The following is a 17,905-nucleotide window of genomic DNA, read 5'->3' as shown; positions in this document are numbered from 1 at the left end:
TCAGATCGGTGACAAGATGTCGACGAGCTGCTGGCCGACCGGCGGTTGCTGCACTTCCATCAACCGGCCGCGGCCACCATAGGATACCCGGGCTTCGGCAATCTTGTCATAGGCTACGGTGTTGTTGTGATCCACGTCCAGCGGCCGCACGATGCCTGCAACATTGAGGATCCGCAGTTCCTGATTGACGCGAACCTCCTGGCTGCCGCTGATCACCAGGTTCCCATTGGGCAGAATACCGGTGACAACTGCGGCGATGCGAAGCTCAAGCTGCTCGGAGCGCTCCGTTGTGCCCTGCCCCGAGGTCGAGGTGTTGGAGCCGAATTCAAGGTCTCCCTCGTTCACAGCGCCAATTCCCAAGCCCTCAAGCAGCGGAAGATTGAAGCCCGCGTTGATGCCACTGGAGTTCTGACGGCTGCGATCGGTGGCGTTGTCAAAGGTTGCCTTGTCATTGATCGCCAGATCGACAGTGAGGATGTCACCGACGCTCATCGCACGGGCATCCTGAAACAGTTTGGACTTGTTGTCATCCCAGAGCGAAAAGCCCTGCGACCTTGGCATCGGCTGTTTTGGGTAAGCAGCCATTTGCGGGGTCTCGCCATAGGCAAGCCCCGCCCCGACCGGGCTCATCGAAGGCGCCCGGCCAACTTCCTTGAGTGTTTGTGCGCTGCATCCGCCCAGAGACAGTGCGAGAATGGTGATGGCGACGGCTCTGTTCATGACGGGTCCTCGGGCAGGTCTGGTGCTGCCGCACTTGCAATCATTCCTGTCAGCCCGGCGGCCTTCTCGGAGTCCATCTCATTGAGAATCGCACTGGCGAGCCTGGGGCTCAATTTCATGATAATCGCCGCAGCGACCTGCGGAGGAAGGATTTCCATCTGAGCGGAGGCGGCATCAGGACGCATGTTCTTGTAGATGTCGACAAGTTGCGTTTCAGCGACGCGCATGAACTCTTCGCGCTTCTGGAGCCAGTCACGATATTGCCGCGAGCGTTCATCAAGCCGCTCGATCCGCTCGTCGACGCCTGCCTGGAGCTCTTCAAGCTCTTTTTTCTGCATAAGGTAGCGCTGATCGCGGGCAGCATCGGCGATGTTGCCGCAAAAGCTTCGGATTTCATCTTCCATCGTCGGAGCCGGCGCCTGTTGAGCCAAAGCGCCCGGCGCAAGCAAGGCCAAGGCCAGCACACCCACAGGGCCAATCCGGAGCAGCGGTCTTGTCCGCATTTGCTTGTTGCGCTCAATCATTGCAGCACCAGTTCGGCATGCAGCGCGCCCGCTGATTTGATGCCCTGCAGGATAGCGATAATACCGTCAGGCGTTACACCGATCGAATTGAGACCTGCGACCAGGCTCCGCAGATCAGGTCCGTCAATGATGGCAACCTGGCCGCCATCAACGCCCGCGGTGATGTCGGTCAGCGGTTCGATGGCAGTCACGCCATCCGAAAAGGGTGAGGGCTGAACCACGGTCGGGGTTTCGTTGATCTGGACAGTCAATGTGCCGTGACTGACGGCAACCCTTGAGACACGGACATCATTGCCAATGACGATCGTACCGGTCCGTTCGTTGACCACGACGCGCGCCGGCGTGTCTGTTTCCACGACAAGATTCTCAAGCTCGGCGGTCAACCGGGCGAGGTCCGCGCGCTCGGGCTTGCGCACCGCCACAGTGGTGGAATCCCGTGCTTCGGCGATGGGGCCATCATAACGGGCCTCGGCATAGGCATTGATGACATCGGCCATGCCAACGGCAGTGGAGAAGTCAGGATTGCGCAACTGATAGACAAGACCGCCCACACTCTTGAAACTGGTTGGAATTTCCCGTTCGATAATGGCGCCCCCGGGCAGTCTGCCGGATGTTGCAATGCCCTGCTGGAGCGTTGCAGCATCGCCTTGTGCCTGAATGCCCGAAACGATGACCGAGCCCTGGGCCACAGCGTAGATCTGGCCATCGGCACCCGACAGAGACGTCATCACCAGGGTGCCGCCGCGCAGAGATGTTGCATCACCCAGCGAGGACACCGTGACATCAACACGGGAGCCGATGGACGCGAAAGGCGGCAGGTTTGCCGTCACAATCACGGCAGCGACATTGTTTGCACGGGTTGCTCCACCCTCGGTCGAAATACCCAGATTCTGCAGCATGGCGCGCAATGACTGTTCGGTGAATGGTGAATTGCGCAAGCCATCGCCGGTGCCCTGAAGGCCCACGACCAGACCATAGCCGATCAGCTGGTTGTCGCGCGCCGCCTGGAGTGAGGCGATATCCTTGATCCGCGATGCGGCGGCGGATTGCTGCACGAAACCAAAACCACCCCCCGGACCGAAGACCATCAGGAGGGCAAAGCAAGCTGCGGCAAACCTTGAAGGAGCGTGAGTCATTTTGGCGCGACCTGGATTGTGCCGTCAGCCATGACCGTGCCCGAAACGGTGACACCGGATTCGATGTTGCGAACCCGAATGAAATCGCCGACTGCTCCATTTTGCAGCGGTGTCCCTGCCGCTGTGATGGTCAGACCCTTGCCTGAAAACACCAGCTCCACCGTGGTTCCGCGTTCAACCGCCCAGGCATCGCGCAACACGCCCGCCGGGATTGTGCGTCCGGGAAGCAGGGTTCGGGTCGTTACCTTGCCGAGCACTCCGGTGGTGGTGGTGACGTAGCCGCCGCGCAGGTTCGGGTTGGTCACCGTCACCTCGCGGACAAGTTCGGCGCTGAGCTCTTCGCCGGGATAAATCGTGCGCTCCGGCACGACGGCCGTGCCCAGATCGGCCCGTGCAGCCGCGGTCAGCAGCAGCAGGCCGGCCAGCAGCAGCATGAGCTGGCGCAACATCACAATCAGAGATGAAGGGCGAAACGTCATGTTTGGCCTTGTCCTCCGCTATCTCAGATTTTTGGAAACGGTCGAAGCCATCTCATCAGCAGCCTGGATGATCTTGGAGTTCATCTCATAGGCACGCTGAGCCGAGATCAGATCGGTGATTTCCTTGATTGGGTCGACATTGGAACCCTCAAGATAGCCCTGCTGGATATGAGCAAAGCCTGGATCATCCGGCACTCCGACATTGGCGGGCCCCGACGCGGTGGTTTCGCGGAACAGATTGTCACCCAGCGGCTCAAGGCCCGCTTCATTGACGAAGTTGGCAAGCGTCAGCTGACCAAGTTCCTGCATCTCAGCCTCATTGCCGATGCGGGCGAAAACCTGTCCGGTGCGAGAAATCACCACTTCGCTTGCTTCGTCCGGAAACACAATGCCGGGAACAACAGTGTAGCCATCGATGGTGACCAGCTCGCCGTCAGCGTTGGTGTTGAAGGCACCGGCCCTTGTGTAGTTGGTTTCACCGTCCGGGGTCTCAATCTGGAACCAGCCACGGCCAACCAGCGCCAGGTCAAACTTGTTCGAGGTGCCAACAAGGCTGCCCTGGATGTGCAAGTTGCGCACAGCGGAAGTCTGCACGCCGAGCCCGATATGTGCTCCCTCCGGCACAATAGCCTGATTGGACGCATTGGGGACGCCCTGATTGCGTTCCACCTGGTAGAGCAAGTCGGCAAATTCGGCTCGGGCACGTTTGAAGCCGGTGGTGTTGATGTTCGCCACATTGTTGGCGATCACCTCAAGATTGAGCTGCTGTGCATTCATGCCAGTTGCTGCGATGGCCAAAGCCTTCATGGCGGGCTCCCTAGATTTGCATGCGGGCGATTTCGAGATAAGCGGTCACCAGCTTGTCACGGATGGCGGTGGCGGTTTGCAGTGAGCGTTCTCCGGCCATGACCGCATCCACAACATCGCGGGTGACGGCCTCACCGCGCACGGCTGCCAGTGACTGTGCTTCCGCCGCCTTGAGATTGTTCATGGCTCCGACACCAAGCGACTGCATGACCTCGCTGAAGGAACCTGATGATTGGGGGCCCATAGCCGACGGCATCTGAGGCATTTGCGGCATAGCCGCAGAACTGGCAACGTCGGTTTCGCGGGATCCCGCGAGGCGCGATGTGGCGCCCGCGCCTGTTATCACATCAATCATCCGCCAGCCCTCAACAGATCAAGCGTCATCGAAACCAGTTCACGGGTCTGCTTGACGGTTTGAAGATTGGCTTCGTAGGAGCGGTTGGCTTCGCGCATATCGGCGAGCTCTACAAGCACGTTCACATTGGGCAACTTGACCATACCTTCTTCGTTGGCAGCCGGGTTGCCCGGATCATACTGGACGTTGAATTCACCAGGATCGAAATCGATTTTGGCGACCTTGGCTCGTGAAGCACCGATCGAACGGTCGAGCTCCCAGGAAAAACTGATGGTCTTGCGCCGATAGGCATCGGCTCCGGGGGTATCGCCGGTCGATTGGGAGTTGGCCAGGTTCTCCGAGAGAATGCGCATCCGCGTCTCCTGGACATCAAGGCCCGAAGAGGCAATGCGCGAAGCGAGCGACAGCGGATCAACGACTGTCATTTCCGCACCGTCAACAGCATCATCCGGTGAAAGGCTTTCACCATTCCGGCATTGAGTTCGTACATGCGTTTGATCTCCCCGGTTTTGGACAGTTCATCGGGCAAATTGACGGAATTGCCGGACGGCATCACCTCGACGCCATTCTGGCGTTCGCTGCGAACCGCACCGCGCATCGGATCCTCCTGGATATGCCCGGGATGGGTTGCAGCCATTCGCGTTCCGGTTTCTTGCATGACAGCCTCGAACGCAGCCACTTCCCGTGCGGTGTAGCCGGGCGTGTTTACATTGGCGATGTTTCCCGCGACCACACTCTGGCGTACCGTAAGCCAGTGGGCCTGCTTTGAGGTCAGTTCGAAAAGCTGGATCGGTTGCATGAGATACTCCGTCCTGTGCAAGTCTGGAGGCTATGCGGCCAATCTTGTGCGTGCCTTACGAATTCTGCCGGCACGGCAATTGATATCGGCACCGGGGGCATCTGAGATCAACGCCGGGACCCGGATCGATGCTCAAATCAACGGGTGATGACCTCTCCGTTCGACGTCACGATCACCCAATTACCATCACGCTCTTCAAGCGTGGCGAGGCGGGAATTGTCCGGCAAAACCGATCCGATGCGAACCACATACATGCCGGACTTGTCCTCAATGAGGGCGCGGCCATTGGCAACATGCAACAATCGGTAACGAGGCTGGCCGGGAAAGCTTTGATCCGGGTCTGACTCTACAGAGACGTTTGTGCCAATGTCCTCGCCTTGCGGGCTGGGAACCGTGGCAGTTGTGATCGGATCGAATGCTGAAGTCTGTGCCAGACCATTGTTGTCATTGGGGATTGCGAGCGGCGAAGCATTTACGACCGGACGGCCCTGAATTTCGGAAAGGTCGCGGGTATCGGAATAGCCAGCCATCGGTGCAATGCCGAAGCTCTCCTGATTGAAAAACACATACCAGGGGAACAAGGCGGCAAATGTCGCCAGAACAAAGCCTGCGATGGTCAACACCATGTCACCAGAACGCTTCTGGGGGAGGATGTCTTCCGACTTCAGTTCATCCTCACCGTCAATCATGTCTGGCACGGAATCCAATGTGGTTTCAGCGTCGGTCTGGGTCACCGTTTGTTCCTTTCTGTCGCGGGCTCCGTCGCCGGGATCCCCGCAGCCGCTTTCATGGCCTCAGCCAGTTCTGCAAAAGCATCAGCGCTTGGTGGTTGGTCGGGATTCTGGCGTAATGAATCGTAAATCACCGGTGCCTGCTTGATCGCCATGTCCAGCTCGGCATCCGTGCCGGGCCGGTAGCCGCCAATCAGCCGCAGATCGCGGGTTTCCTCGTAGCGGTGGATCAAAGCCTTGAGCCGCATAACAAGCTTCTCCTCGTCACCGCGCCAGGCCTTGCGGGCCAGTCGCGAGATCGACGTGAGTGGATTGACTGGCGGGTAACGGCCTTCATCTGCCAGCGCGCGGTCAAGCACCAGATGGCCATCAAGAATACCGCGCGCGGAATCGGCGACCGGATCATTGTGGTTGTCGCCATCAACCAGGATCGAGACAATCGCGGTGATCGCACCGGCGCCCTTTGGCCCCGGCCCGGCGCGCTCGAGCAATCCGGGAAGGGCTGTGAAAACCGAGGCCGGATACCCCCGGGCCACCGGAGGCTCACCTGCAGCCATGCCTATTTCACGCAAGGCGTGGGCGAAGCGGGTCAGGCTGTCGACGATCAGCAGAACATTCTCACCCTGATCGCGAAAATGCTCGGCGACCGTGACCGCGGTCAGTGGCGCGAGTTTGCGCAGCATCGGGCTTTCATCGCTGGTGGCGACGACAGCGACGGTCTTTTTCATGTTTTCGCCAAGCGTGTCTTCGATGAACTCGCGCACTTCGCGGCCGCGTTCGCCGACAAGTGCAATCACGGCACGATCGAAATCCGCTGCCTTGGCGAACATTGACAGCAGCGTCGACTTGCCGACGCCGGACCCGGCGAAGATACCCAGCCGCTGGCCCCGGCAGATCGGCGTGAAGACATCGACCACACGGATGCCGGTGCGCAATGGCGCGTTGACTCTCTGGCGAAGCATGGATGCCGGCGGCGCTCCGGTGACCGGACGCGATACGGTTCCATGCTCCAGGCCCCCGAGTCCATCGACCGGTTCGCCCAAAGCATTGATCGTGCGTCCACACCAGGTGTGATGGGGTGACAGACGAAACGCCCCCTGACGCCAGACCCGCTCGCCGATAGCAGCCTGCGCCGCGCCATCAACGGGGCACGCAATCAATTGGTCCGGGCCGAGGCTCACCACTTCAGCAAGCTTGACCCCATCATCGTGCCGAAAGCTGATGAAGTCACCGATCCGGACATGGCGCGAGAGGCCGGCCACAACACAGTGACCGGGAGATACTTCGGTCACGATGCCGGATACATCATATCCGCCATGGGGGCGTGAAATGCGCCGCACTTCGCGCGCGAGCACAGCCAGGCCCTGGCGCCCGCTCATGACCGGGTCGCCCCGACGGTCAAATTGCCCAAAGGTGTGTCTCCGCCCATAAGGATCATGCCCATTGGGATCACTGGCCGCTGCCAAGCGTGCGGATCGCTTCCTTGAAAACGTCCTCAGTGGCGCGGGTCATGGCCGAGGTGTTTTCGAAGGCACGGGACACCATGATCAGATTGGTCATTTCCAAGATTGGATTGACGTTGGAATCCTCGATATAGCCCTGCAAAAGACCAGTGCCTGCAGTATCAACAACCGCTTCGGGCGGCACGTTTGGAACAACACCAAGCGACCCCTGACGGTAATATCCCTGCGACAGATCTGCCTGGTAGAGGCCAATCGCACCAATGCGTACGCCATCCTGGGTCAGGCCACCATCACGGCCGGCCTTCGGGGGATCACCTGCGGGATTGAGCTGGATTGGCGCGCCACCGGGATCGAGCACCGGATAGCCATCGATGTTGACCAGTTCACCAGCCTGGGTGATGGTGAAGCGTCCGTCCTTGGTCAGCATGTTTCCGGTCGGGGTCTCGACCATGAACCAGGCTTCGCCGCGAATGGCAAAATCAAGCTGGCTGCCGGTTGTGCGAAGCCCACCATTTTCGGTGGACAGATAATCCTCGCCCTGGTTGACGAAGGAGACATTGGCCACGCCTGTGTCGGCCAGCACCTCATTGAACTTGATCTCAGTGGCCCGAAACCCGGTTGTGTTGGCGTTGGCGACATTGTCGGCCAAGGTATTCATGCGCCGCTCCAGTGCGATCTGCGACGACAACGCGACATAGAGCGAACCTTGCATCAGCGGCCTCCAAGCTTGAGATTGTTGATTGAAAGCATCAATTCAGGGGTGATGCCGAAGCCTGACGAGGAACCGAGCAGAAGACTCGAATCCGCAAACCCCTCCGAGGGATTCTGCAGCTCCCAAAGCGCGGTGAAGCGATTGAGGAACTTGTCGAGCTTTTCCGGATCCTTGAAGTCTTCAAGGTCGATACGCGAATTGATCAGGTCGGCCTGCTTGTCGATGTCCGTGGCCGCCAGTTCCGAGGGGAGCCCTAGCGCTGTGCGCACCACGTCGGCGAGCGCATTGTCAGCAAGAATTTCGTAGGCCGAGGTCAACTCAGGAGCATTGCGTTCGAAATAGAGCGCCAGCCGGACGCCCGTGTTGTCGGCACCGGCCTCTTCCTCAAGGGTCAGGCGGTGGTACTTGTCGACAGTGCCCTGCTGGGCACTGGTGAAAATGGTTGCCGTTTCACCGTGGCGGGCAAAATTGAAGGCCTCGGCGAAATCGCGATACCTGGTGTCCGCCAATTGGTTGGCAAAGGCGTTGTCGTCGTCCGTGCCCTCGGTGAGCACCTTGCGCATGAACGCCTTGGCATAAGACATGTCCTCCAAGCCGTGGGCCTTCATGGCATAGTTGAACACGCGCGTGTCAGCCATGAATTCGTCGATCGACTTGATCTCGGAAATCCGCGACAGGTAGTTTTCGCTTTCGCGGGCGACCTGCGGCTGACTGGCAATCCGCTCGATGGACTTCGGGATGTCCTGAGCGATGAGGCGGTAGCTGGTGTAGGTCGAAATCACCGGATTGGCCCTTTTGTGTCCATCGGGTCGATTCGCGGCCGAAATGGCACACTTTTCCCCATGCCTGTTCCGATTTAGGCCAACATGCTTGTGCGAAGCTGAAGGTGTTTACCGCGCACTTACAACAGGGCCAGATTCAGCTTCACACAAGGCTCACACCATAGGACTTGGCATCTTAGGAACCATCGCGGGCGGCTGTCATGAATATGATCATCGGTTTTGTTATCACCCTCGGGTGCGTCCTCGGTGGATACATGGCCATGGGCGGCAAGCTCGGCGTGCTCAACCAACCGTTCGAACTTGTGATCATCGGTGGCGCCGGCATTGGCGGGTTCATCATGTCCAACCCGACAAAGGTCATCAAGGACACGATGAAGGCGCTGGGTGAGGCATTCAAAAACAAGGTACCCAAGGAGCGCGAATATCTCGATACGCTGAGCATCCTCTATGCGCTGATGCGCGACCTGCGGACAAAGAGCCGCAACGAGATTGAAGCCCACATCGACAATCCCGACGAATCCGAACTGTTCCTGCTGGCCCCAACCGTTCTTGAGAACAAGGAACTGACGTCCTTCATCTGCGACTATGTGCGCCTCATCATCATCGGAAACGCCCGTCCGCATGAGATCGAGGCCCTGATGGATGAAGAAATCCAGACCATCTCCACCGACCGCCTCAAGGCCTACAACGCCATGAGCACATTGAGCGACGCCTTCCCGGCCATCGGAATCATCGCCGCCGTTCTCGGCGTGATCAAGGCAATGGGAGCAATCACTGAATCGCCGGAGGTGCTTGGCGGCCTGATCGGTGCAGCGCTTGTGGGGACAATGCTCGGGATCTTTCTCTGCTACTGCGTTGTCAGCCCGGTTGCCACAAATATCAAGATCGTGCGCACCAAGCAGAACCGTCTCTACACCATCGTCAAGCAGACCCTGTTGGCCTACATGAACGGCTCGGTGCCTCAGGTGGCTCTCGAACACGGCCGCAAGACCATCTCCTCTTACGAACGCCCGTCGATCGATGCCGTCGAGCAGGAAATGATGAACCCGGGCGGCGGCGGCCAGGCAGCGTAACGCCATGACAAACAGCGCAAAAGACTCCAAAACCGATACCTACGAGTTCGATCCGGAACTTCTGGACAGGATGATCGGTGCCAAAGGCGATGCCGCTGTCATCGAAGCCAAATGCCACTCGCTTCAAAGCGCAATGTGCGGACCGCTTGAGCGGGCCTTCGAAATGGCCACCAATGTGCATCTCTCAGCCCGTCCCGGAGAAATCCAGCAAGGGTCGCGGCGTCAGTTGCTTTCGGTCTTCGGACAGGATGCGGTGTTTTGCGATACCTGGATCGAGGGCTGGTCGAGGGACATCTCTGCGCTGTGCGGCACCAAGCTGGTCATCGCGATGGTGGAATGCCTGCTGGGCGGCTCGGATCCCGAAGAACTCGATATCGCAGCGCGGCCGCTTTCGGGCATTGAGCTCGACATGTCGCTGGTGGTTTTCGAGCAGCTCAATGATACGCTTCGCGAGGTCGCTTCCAAAGACCCGACGGCAAAAGCCGGCGCGGGCAAGCCAATGCTCGATATCCCCGAGGCGGAAGACGATCCAAAACCCGATTTCCATGCTGCGGCGATCACACTGGAGTTGCAGTTCGGATCGGTTGTTACGCCGCTCACCCTTATCCTGCCGCAATCCATTTTGCTGAAGACAAAACCCATCACCAGCAAGAAAAACGCGCCGAATGCGGTCGACGACGACTGGGCCGAACGGCTGAACGCGCGGGTGTCGCGCTCTCAGATCAATCTGCAGGCGGCGGTGGCGCTGGCGCCATTGCCGGTCGGTGAGATCAGCCGGCTGCAGGTGGGTGATCTGATCGGCTTCGCCCAAACCGGCGATATCGAAGTGACGCTCAGCGCCAATGGCAAGGCACTCTACACCTGCGCTCTGGGGAAATCCGGGGCGCGCTATATGGTCAAGGTCGAAGGCGACGCCGGGCCAGACGAAAACTGGAGATCGGACTTTTCATGAACCTGCATGAAGGAGTCGCTTGGAAGGCTCCGGGCAAGCTTGGGACGGGATAAGAACGGATGGCTGGGGAAAACGCAACAGACGACGATTTCAATCCAGCGCCGCTCGATGACGGCGCCATCGACGACGCTGTCGGCGATCTGCGCGACGTATTGAAGAAAGACGCCGGTGAAGCGCCGGTTCTCAACGATGAAAGCATGGATGGTATGGGGGGCGCTGCTTCTTTGGACTCAGATTTCGGTGCGGATTTCGGAAACGATTCGGCTGCAGCAGCAGATGATCCGTTCAACATTGGCGACGCACCGGAAACAGGCGCTGCCGAATTCGGTGGCGATGATCTGAGCATGGGTGCTCCCGATCTTGGGGCGACAGATTTTGGCGGGACTGCTGATTTCGGCGGCACCGATTTCGGCGGCGACACCGATTTCGGCGGCGGTGCTGATTTCGGCGGTGCTGCAGGGCAGGACTTCGGCGCAGCGGCAGCAGCCGCTCCGGGGCCGACGCTGGGCGCGACCGGGGCAAACACCCGTGTTGACCTGGTCATGGGCATTCCTGTTGATGTGCAGATCATCCTCGGCTCGAGCCGGATGGCAGTGTCCTCATTGATGGAACTCTCGGAAGGGGCAACAATCGCACTCGACCGCAAGATCGGCGAGCCGGTCGAAATCATGGTCAATGGCAAGATGATCGGCCGTGGGGAAATCACGGTTCTGGATTCGGATGACACAAAGTTCGCCGTCCGAATCATCGAAGTCATCGGTGCTCCACAGAAGAAGACAGACTGATATGGTTGGCTACAACGAGTTCGATACCCCAGGAACCAACGTTGGCACGGCATTGACGCCGACCGAGAAGGCTGCCGCCGTGCTTCTCGCCATGGGCAAACCAGTTGCAGGAAAACTCCTGAAGTTCTTCGAACAGGAAGAATTGCAGGAGATTATTCATTGCGCGCAGAATCTGCGAAGCATCAAGCCGCAGGAGCTGATCGAGCTGGTCAACGAGTTTGAAGAGTTGTTCAGCGAAGGCACAGGCCTGATGGACAATGCCAAAGCCATGGAAGGCATCCTCGAAGAAGGCCTGACGCCTGAAGAGGTTGACGGCCTGCTGGGTCGCCGTACTCAGTTTCAAGCCTTCGAGACGACCGTCTGGGAGCGTTTGCAGGATCTCGATTCGACCCGGGTGGCCAAATTCCTGCAGGAGGAACATCCGCAAACGGCCGCCTATGTCGTCTCGATGCTTCCCACCGCTTTTGCCGGCAAGACCCTGATGAAGCTGCCCGAACAATCCCGCGTCGAAATTGTCCGCCGTGCTGTTGAACTCAAGGCTGTCAATCCCCGCGCCGCCGAGATCATCGAGGCACGGGTGCGCGAGCTGGTCGATGAAATGGAGGCCGAGAAGGCGAACACAGGTTCGGTCAAGGTCGCGGACATCATGAACGAGCTTTCCAAGCCGGATGTTGAATCTCTGTTGGGTGCGCTTGAAACCGTTTCGCAGTCGGCAGTCGAAAAGGTCCGGCCGCGTATCTTCCTGTTCGATGACATCGAGTTCATGCCGCAGCGCAGCCGTGTTACGCTGTTCAACGACATTTCAGGCGACGTCATCACCACCGCGCTGCGCGGTTCCGAAAACGGCGTGCGCGAGGCCGTGCTCTCCGCTATCGGCGCACGGCAACGGCGCATGATCGAATCCGATCTGGCATCAGGAGAAGCCGGGGTCAGCACCAGGGAAATCGCCATAGCACGCCGCACCATCGCCCAGGAGGCGATCCGGCTTGCCGGTCTTGATCAACTGACATTGCGCGAAGACGCTCCGGCGGCAGCCGAAGCCGAAGCGGCCTGAGTCTGAGCCGACATGGCTGAAGGCGAAGACAAAGACAGTAAAACAGAAGAACCCACCGAGAAAAAACTCCGCGATGCCATCGACAAGGGCAATATCCCTTTCAGCCGCGAAGTCCCGATTTTTGCCTCGATCCTGGGCACCTTGTTGTTTCTGGTCTTCTTTCTGCCGTCCGCCGCAAGCCGATTTACAAACTCCCTGCGCGACCTTTTCGAGCAGTCCGACGATTGGCGCCTGGAGACAGGTGGCGATGCGGTGGCGCTGTTTCAGTCCCTGTTCATAGAGGCCGGGGTGGTGATGGTTCCCGCCTTTGCCTTGCTGATGGGGTTCGGTATTGCCGCCTCGGTTCTGCAAAACATGCCAAGTCCCGTGCTTGACCGGATTCAGCCCAAGCTTGAGAGAATATCGATCGTCAAAGGCTTCGGCCGGATCTACGGCATCAAAGGCATGGTGGAATTCGCCAAATCCATGTTCAAGATCATCGCGGTCTCGCTTTTTGTCAGCATCGCCATGAAGGACGAATTCTTCCGGTCGCTTGATTTCATGTTCATGGATCCGACGCTGGTCGTTCCGGACATGGCGCGGATTGCGGCCAAGGTGGTCGCGGTGGTACTGATTTCCACCGCGCTGCTCGCTGTCCTGGATGTGTTGTGGACCCGCTATAGCTGGCACAACGACCAGAAAATGAGCAAGCAGGACATCAAGGATGAACTGAAGCAGTCGGATGGCGATCCGATCGTAAAGGCGCGCCAACGCTCGCTGGCTCGCGACCGCGCCCGGCGCCGGATGATTGCCGAGGTTCCACGCGCGACCATGGTGATCGCCAATCCAACACACTTTGCGGTGGCTCTGCGCTATGTTCGCGAAGAGGGTGGCGCCCCGGTGGTGATTGCGAAGGGCCAGGACCTGATCGCGCTCAAAATCCGCGAAGTTGCCGAGGCTCACGGGATCCCGGTTTTTGAAGATCCGCCGCTCGCCCGCTCCATGTTTGCACAAGTCTCGGTCGATAATTTCATCCCAGCAGTGTTCTACAAGGCTGTGGCAGAGCTCGTACATCGGATCTACACAGACAAATCGAAGCCCCAAACCGCAGGCGCCCAATCATGAAACAGTGTGCATACTCATCCGAACGGGAACGTATAATTGCGGATGCCATCTGCCCCGTTGCCAGTGAGTTGCGGATGATTGACGTGGCGGATCTGGTTTCCATGCTGCGTTTCGAGCGCAACGGCGACCTTGCAGATCTTGTGGCTTCAGCAGCCGAATTGTTTTTTCTGCCGGGAACAATCACACTTGGGATTGGCGGCGACTACTATCTCGACTGGAGCGGGGAGCCACGGGTTGTCCTCGATCTGGAGATCCGGCCCAAGGGTGTGACGGTTTATGCCCGTCTGACGCTCGAGCATGATTGCGGCGGGGTCGAAATCAACCACATTTCCTTCGAGGACCCGAGCGACAATCCACAGCACAACACCGCGTTTCTTGAGGAACGCCTGCTTGCTGCGGCCTACCGTCCGTTCATACCGGCAATCCAGGTTTCACGGCCGGCTGCCTGACTGGCAGGCTTTGGCTGCGTGTATCTTGGTTTTGAACTTGTCTGGCGACTCGCCTGATTCCTGCGTGACACGAACGGGCGATCACCTGCCGATGATCAAGCGATGATGCCGAGCCGGATCGACTTGGCGATCGCCTGAATGCGATTGACCGCGTCGAGTTTGGTTGTGGCCGAGCCCAGATATGCATTGACCGTGTGAACCGACAAATTCAACCTTTCGCCGATGGCTTCGCTCTTCATGCCATTGCCGACAAGCTGCAGGCACTCGATTTCACGTTCATTGAGCTTGTCCGCCACCGGCGCCGCTCCGAATGCCAGCCGCAGGGTTTCACGCATCATGGCCAGGGATTTGCGGTGCAGGTCGATCAACAGTTCACTGTCGATGGCGCCATCAACCCCGAAGAAACCGATGTAACCGTTGCCCATCGCCCCAAGACTGACGGGAAACAGAAGGTCGGTACGGCCTTCTTCTGTCTGCATGAGAGGCAGCGCCGGCGGTGGGCTGGGCACCGCATCACTGTTTGCAGCATAAAGAATTGGCCGCGGAGAGCTGTCGAGATGCCTCAGCAGGAACCCCATCTGCGATTTCAGCAAGGGACCGGCCATTGCATCGCATCCAGGGCTTTTCATGGTGATGTCAAGATTGCCGGCCGCCAGCAAGGTTTGCTCGCGAGCCGACATCACAGCAAAACCAGCCGCCGCGCATTGCCGTTGCATCGCCACCAATTTGGGGAACAGATCAGCGGTCGAACCTGCCATAGCGTCCCCTCCATTGAATATCTTATGAAAGGACCGGTCTTCCAAGCCATTCCGGTTTTGCACGGTTGCAATGTCCATGGATTCGTCCCCCTCCATCATATGATGCGCTGGCGAACTGCAAAAGCAACCGCCTCCGACCGGGTTTTTGCTCCAGTCTTGTTCATGATGCTGGTAATGTAGTTGTTGACCGTATTGCGCGAGATGCCAATGATCAGCGCGATCTCGTCGCTGGTCTTGCCTTCGCCAATCCAGGAAAGACATTCAACTTCGCGGTCGGTAAGATCGGACAGACTGTCACTCGTCGTGGTTATCTCGGTGAAATGCACGGCATGATAGGAAGCGGCCAAAGCCGCATCTCTGATACGGTCGTGGGATACGAACGCATCCTTTTCAAACAACAAGGCCATCAGGAGGCGAACCTTGCCGACATTGTAGGGCACCAGACAGACCCGTGGAGACAGGTTTTCGGGCAGATTGACCGCAACGCCGTCCACATCCTGAAACAACGGCTCGAAAGCGTGCAGACAGCGGCTGACTTCACTGGTGCGCGCCTGTGCATCAACAAGTCCCGCACCCAGATTGCGGACAAGATCAAAAGGCCAGTTTGATGTCAGGACAAAATCATGATGGCGATCGGAATAGTGATCGTATCTCGCAACCAGATAGCATTTTGCCCCTGTGTAGTCTGATATCAGATCAAACCCGTTTGCAATGCTCCCGCATATCGTCCTGTCTTCAATCTGCTGGATAAACGCCGCCCGCGCGATCATCACTGCCCCTTTGTCAAATCAAGCATTCCCGATCCGAACACCATTGAAACCATCGAACAGACTCTTCAAAGCCCGCTTCCGCGGCCTGGTGAATAGGGTCTGCTTGCCCCCCCTGTTTCTGCTTCTGCTACTCGGGAAACTAGAAAACACCGAATCGTCCGTCGAATATAGATATATATTGCATCAGCCCTTCCCAATTTAATATTGCCCTGTTCTAGGACTTTACAGGAAGATTCATCTGTGGGTCTGCCAGACTAGCTGATTCGCCTCAAAAAGCTGCCTGCAAAATGATAAGCGGGCTCATTATCGCGATCTCTCTCACAATCCTGAGAATTAGGGTGCTTCTTTTCACTAATGCATGTCGCACTCAATTGGATTCAATTGAGTGAAAACGTACATGCATCAAATCAAAGTGTTAGAGCGACCTTTGTGCGTCCAATTGGACGCACGGCGCTCTAGGTCTTGCAGGGGCATTTGGCCAAAGATCTCCTTACCCACTGCGGGCGCGGGACAGGGCTCGAGACCAAAGCTGGGCCGGGGCTGGGGCTGGGGCTGTTTCGAGATTGCGGGTTGCTTGTCATTGCAAACAACCTTCTAAGGCCAGCAGAGACCTGTCAGTGGGGCTGAGGAGCATGGTCGGCGCGGCTGCCCGAGGCGGCCAATCGCCCGGGAAATTCCATCAGGCCGCTTCGCCTGAAGACCACTGCCTGAGAATCTTGGCGGCGCGCTCTTCGTTGATCTCGACCATGCGGGCGAGACGACGCTCCGGCCCTTCCTTGACGCGACGGTTGAAGGATCCGGACTCCTCCATCTCCAATTCGGAATCGCCATCCTCACCAAATCCAAAGTCGGCACCGAAGCCTTCCATCGGCATAGCCCCAGGTCCACCCATAGCCGCAGGGGAGAAGTCGGGCAGTTCAAGGCCGATATCGTCGACAGCGTCTTCAGCTTGCTCGGCAGTCTTGCCTGCCCCGAGCAGAGGACGGAAGCCGAACATGATCAGCAACACGGCAACTGTGATGAAGGCGATGGCATTGATGATGGTCCCGATATGGGTTTTCAGAGTGTCACCGAACCCGCCCTGCGCTGCATCTGCGGTGAGCAATTCACTGGCCATGAAGTCCATGACGGTGATGTTGGCACGATCCCCACGCTCATCGTCGACGCCTGCCGCCAAATTGACCAGTGTCTGGACTTCAGCGAGGAAGGCGGCGGTTTGCTCTTCCGTCGGTGCGCCACCATACATATCGGCGATCCGCGCCCGATTGACCACAACAGCGACCGACAGACCCTCGACTGTGTAACTGTTGCGCACGGTCGAAATCACCTTGGAATTGATTTCGTAGTTGGTCTGCTCTTCCTTGCGCTCGGCCAGTTCGCTTGACTGCGGCCCGGCTGCGCCCCCGGCGGCAGGCCCCTGATCGGGAATGTTCTGCTCGACCGTTGCAGGGGTATCCGTCGCCGACTGGTTGGACGTCTGGTTTTCGCGCGTCACCCGGGTCGACCGCTCCACGCGGGATTCGGGATCAAAGATGGTTTCCTGGACTTGCTGGCTGTCCGTATTGACCGTTGCCGTAACACTTGCACGGAAATTTTCTATGCCGAGAAATGGCGCCAGTGCCTTTTCGATGTTCGTTTCGACCTCGTTTTGAACCAGTTGCACGATCGACAGCGAGCGGTTGAGATTTGAGTTCGAAAAATCATCACCGGTGGCGAGCAGTTGGCCAGTCGCATCAAGCACAGTGACTTCATCAACATTCAGGCCGGGCACAGAGGAAGCAACCAAGTGCCGGATCGAATTTGCAGTGCGTGGCGCCAGGTTTGTTCCGGTGCGGACCATGACGGATGCCGATGGCTGCTGTTCGCCACGACGGAAATTGCCCCGGTCAGCCATAACGAGGTGAACCCGCGCGGCAGATATTCCATTGATCGACTGAATTGTGCGGGCGATCTCGCCCTCCAGCGCGCGGACCCGCGTAACCTCCTGCATGAAGCTCGTCAGGCCCAACGACCCGACCTTGTCAAACAGCTCGTAACCGGCAGTGTTGGAGGATGGCAGGCCACGCTCTGCCAGCAACATCCGTGCCCGGCTGGTCATGCCGGCTGGCACGGTGATCGAGTTTCCGTCGAGGCCTGAAGCAAAATCGATGTTGGATTCAGCAAGCACCAGGCTGATCTGGGTCATGTCCTCGCCAGAAAGGCCGATGTAGAGCGTTTCACGCGCCGGCTTGTTCAGGAACAGCGCTGCTGCAATGATAAGCGCCACAGACGCTGCGCCAACCCCACCGAGAGTAAGCATCCTGGCCTGGCCAAGGGATGCAAGGTTTTTTCCGATCTGGGATAGCTGGTTCAACAGACTCATTCTGCATCCGCGCTCAACAAGGTAAACCGGTCAGGATAACCGGTCCACTCAGGTTAGGCGGTGAAACTTGTGCGAAGGTGGTCTGGCACA

21 protein-coding genes are annotated in these 17,905 nt (G+C 58.3%); 6 read left to right on the top strand and 15 right to left on the bottom strand.

All coding sequences use genetic code 11. The features are described from left to right. The 12 genes from flgH to HPDFL43_RS03385 form a co-directional block, all read right to left on the bottom strand. Positions 1-720 (bottom strand): flagellar basal body L-ring protein FlgH, encoded by a 720-nt coding sequence (gene flgH, locus HPDFL43_RS03440; RefSeq protein WP_007195852.1) that lies wholly within the window; start codon positions 718-720, stop codon positions 1-3. Beyond that, positions 717-1,244 carry a MotE family protein gene (locus HPDFL43_RS03435; RefSeq protein ID WP_007195851.1) on the bottom strand — a complete coding sequence of 176 codons (528 nt, stop codon included), beginning with the start codon at positions 1,242-1,244 and terminating at the stop codon, positions 717-719. The genes flgH and HPDFL43_RS03435 overlap by 4 nt, the downstream gene beginning before the upstream one ends. Beyond that, a complete protein-coding gene (locus HPDFL43_RS03430; protein ID WP_007195850.1) occupies positions 1,241-2,332 on the bottom strand; it encodes a flagellar basal body P-ring protein FlgI in 1,092 nt (363 codons plus the stop codon). Before HPDFL43_RS03430 ends, HPDFL43_RS03435 begins: the two co-directional genes overlap by 4 nt. Before the next feature lie 44 nt (positions 2,333-2,376). Further along, positions 2,377-2,859 (bottom strand): flagellar basal body P-ring formation chaperone FlgA, encoded by a 483-nt coding sequence (gene flgA / locus HPDFL43_RS03425; protein ID WP_007195849.1) that lies wholly within the window; start codon positions 2,857-2,859, stop codon positions 2,377-2,379. A gap of 18 nt (positions 2,860-2,877) precedes the next feature. Continuing rightward, entirely contained in the window at positions 2,878-3,666 is a 789-nt protein-coding gene (flgG, locus tag HPDFL43_RS03420) for a flagellar basal-body rod protein FlgG (protein ID WP_007195848.1), read from the bottom strand. A 10-nt stretch (positions 3,667-3,676) separates the two neighbouring features. Continuing rightward, complete coding sequence (fliE, locus tag HPDFL43_RS03415; RefSeq protein ID WP_007195847.1) at positions 3,677-4,021, bottom strand: flagellar hook-basal body complex protein FliE; 345 nt, start codon at positions 4,019-4,021, stop codon at positions 3,677-3,679. After that, entirely contained in the window at positions 4,018-4,446 is a 429-nt protein-coding gene (gene flgC / locus HPDFL43_RS03410) for a flagellar basal body rod protein FlgC (protein WP_007195846.1), read from the bottom strand. Before flgC ends, fliE begins: the two co-directional genes overlap by 4 nt. Beyond that, entirely contained in the window at positions 4,443-4,820 is a 378-nt protein-coding gene (gene flgB, locus HPDFL43_RS03405) for a flagellar basal body rod protein FlgB (RefSeq protein WP_007195845.1), read from the bottom strand. The genes flgC and flgB overlap by 4 nt, the downstream gene beginning before the upstream one ends. Positions 4,821-4,957: 137 nt before the next feature. Further along, positions 4,958-5,509: a hypothetical protein gene (locus HPDFL43_RS03400; RefSeq protein WP_007195844.1), complete on the bottom strand. Its 552-nt coding sequence runs from the start codon at positions 5,507-5,509 to the stop codon at positions 4,958-4,960. A gap of 41 nt (positions 5,510-5,550) precedes the next feature. Beyond that, positions 5,551-6,930 carry a flagellar protein export ATPase FliI gene (gene fliI, locus HPDFL43_RS03395; protein ID WP_007195843.1) on the bottom strand — a complete coding sequence of 460 codons (1,380 nt, stop codon included), beginning with the start codon at positions 6,928-6,930 and terminating at the stop codon, positions 5,551-5,553. A gap of 70 nt (positions 6,931-7,000) precedes the next feature. Next, positions 7,001-7,726 (bottom strand): flagellar basal-body rod protein FlgF, encoded by a 726-nt coding sequence (flgF, locus tag HPDFL43_RS03390; protein ID WP_007195842.1) that lies wholly within the window; start codon positions 7,724-7,726, stop codon positions 7,001-7,003. Next, a complete protein-coding gene (locus HPDFL43_RS03385) occupies positions 7,726-8,508 on the bottom strand; it encodes a DUF1217 domain-containing protein (RefSeq protein WP_007195841.1) in 783 nt (260 codons plus the stop codon). Before HPDFL43_RS03385 ends, flgF begins: the two co-directional genes overlap by 1 nt. Before the next feature lie 200 nt (positions 8,509-8,708). Between HPDFL43_RS03385 and motA the strand changes: the two genes are divergently transcribed. From motA to HPDFL43_RS03355, 6 genes are read left to right on the top strand one after another with little or no spacing between them, the layout of a single operon-like run. Beyond that, on the top strand, positions 8,709-9,581 hold the full coding sequence (motA, locus tag HPDFL43_RS03380; RefSeq protein ID WP_007195840.1) for a flagellar motor stator protein MotA: 873 nt from the start codon (positions 8,709-8,711) through the stop codon (positions 9,579-9,581). Positions 9,582-9,585: 4 nt separating this feature from the next. Then, positions 9,586-10,533 (top strand): FliM/FliN family flagellar motor switch protein, encoded by a 948-nt coding sequence (locus HPDFL43_RS03375; RefSeq protein ID WP_007195839.1) that lies wholly within the window; start codon positions 9,586-9,588, stop codon positions 10,531-10,533. 59 nt (positions 10,534-10,592) lie between these two features. Then, the gene (gene fliN, locus HPDFL43_RS03370) at positions 10,593-11,318 is read left to right on the top strand and encodes a flagellar motor switch protein FliN (RefSeq protein ID WP_007195838.1); all 726 of its coding nucleotides are present in this window, start codon (positions 10,593-10,595) and stop codon (positions 11,316-11,318) included. A 1-nt stretch (position 11,319) separates the two neighbouring features. Then, positions 11,320-12,372 (top strand): flagellar motor switch protein FliG, encoded by a 1,053-nt coding sequence (locus tag HPDFL43_RS03365; protein ID WP_007195837.1) that lies wholly within the window; start codon positions 11,320-11,322, stop codon positions 12,370-12,372. Positions 12,373-12,384: 12 nt separating this feature from the next. Beyond that, complete coding sequence (gene flhB / locus HPDFL43_RS03360; RefSeq protein ID WP_007195836.1) at positions 12,385-13,476, top strand: flagellar biosynthesis protein FlhB; 1,092 nt, start codon at positions 12,385-12,387, stop codon at positions 13,474-13,476. Next, complete coding sequence (locus tag HPDFL43_RS03355; protein WP_040449003.1) at positions 13,473-13,925, top strand: hypothetical protein; 453 nt, start codon at positions 13,473-13,475, stop codon at positions 13,923-13,925. The genes flhB and HPDFL43_RS03355 overlap by 4 nt, the downstream gene beginning before the upstream one ends. A gap of 95 nt (positions 13,926-14,020) precedes the next feature. Here HPDFL43_RS03355 and HPDFL43_RS03350 read toward each other — a convergent pair whose 3' ends face one another. The 3 genes from HPDFL43_RS03350 to fliF all read right to left on the bottom strand — a co-directional run bounded on the left by HPDFL43_RS03350 (position 14,021) and on the right by fliF (position 17,815). After that, entirely contained in the window at positions 14,021-14,683 is a 663-nt protein-coding gene (locus tag HPDFL43_RS03350) for a helix-turn-helix transcriptional regulator (protein ID WP_040449575.1), read from the bottom strand. Between the two features lie 95 nt (positions 14,684-14,778). Next, a complete protein-coding gene (visN, locus tag HPDFL43_RS03345) occupies positions 14,779-15,453 on the bottom strand; it encodes a transcriptional regulator VisN (protein WP_007195833.1) in 675 nt (224 codons plus the stop codon). A 679-nt stretch (positions 15,454-16,132) separates the two neighbouring features. Next, the gene (gene fliF, locus HPDFL43_RS03340; protein WP_007195832.1) at positions 16,133-17,815 is read right to left on the bottom strand and encodes a flagellar basal-body MS-ring/collar protein FliF; all 1,683 of its coding nucleotides are present in this window, start codon (positions 17,813-17,815) and stop codon (positions 16,133-16,135) included. Between the last annotated feature and the right edge of the window lie 90 nt (positions 17,816-17,905).

It is taken from the genome of Hoeflea phototrophica DFL-43 (assembly GCF_000154705.2).
GTDB lineage: Bacteria > Pseudomonadota > Alphaproteobacteria > Rhizobiales > Rhizobiaceae > Hoeflea > Hoeflea phototrophica.
Note: the sequence above shows the minus strand (reverse complement) of the source record. Positions and strands in the feature narration are given on the sequence as shown.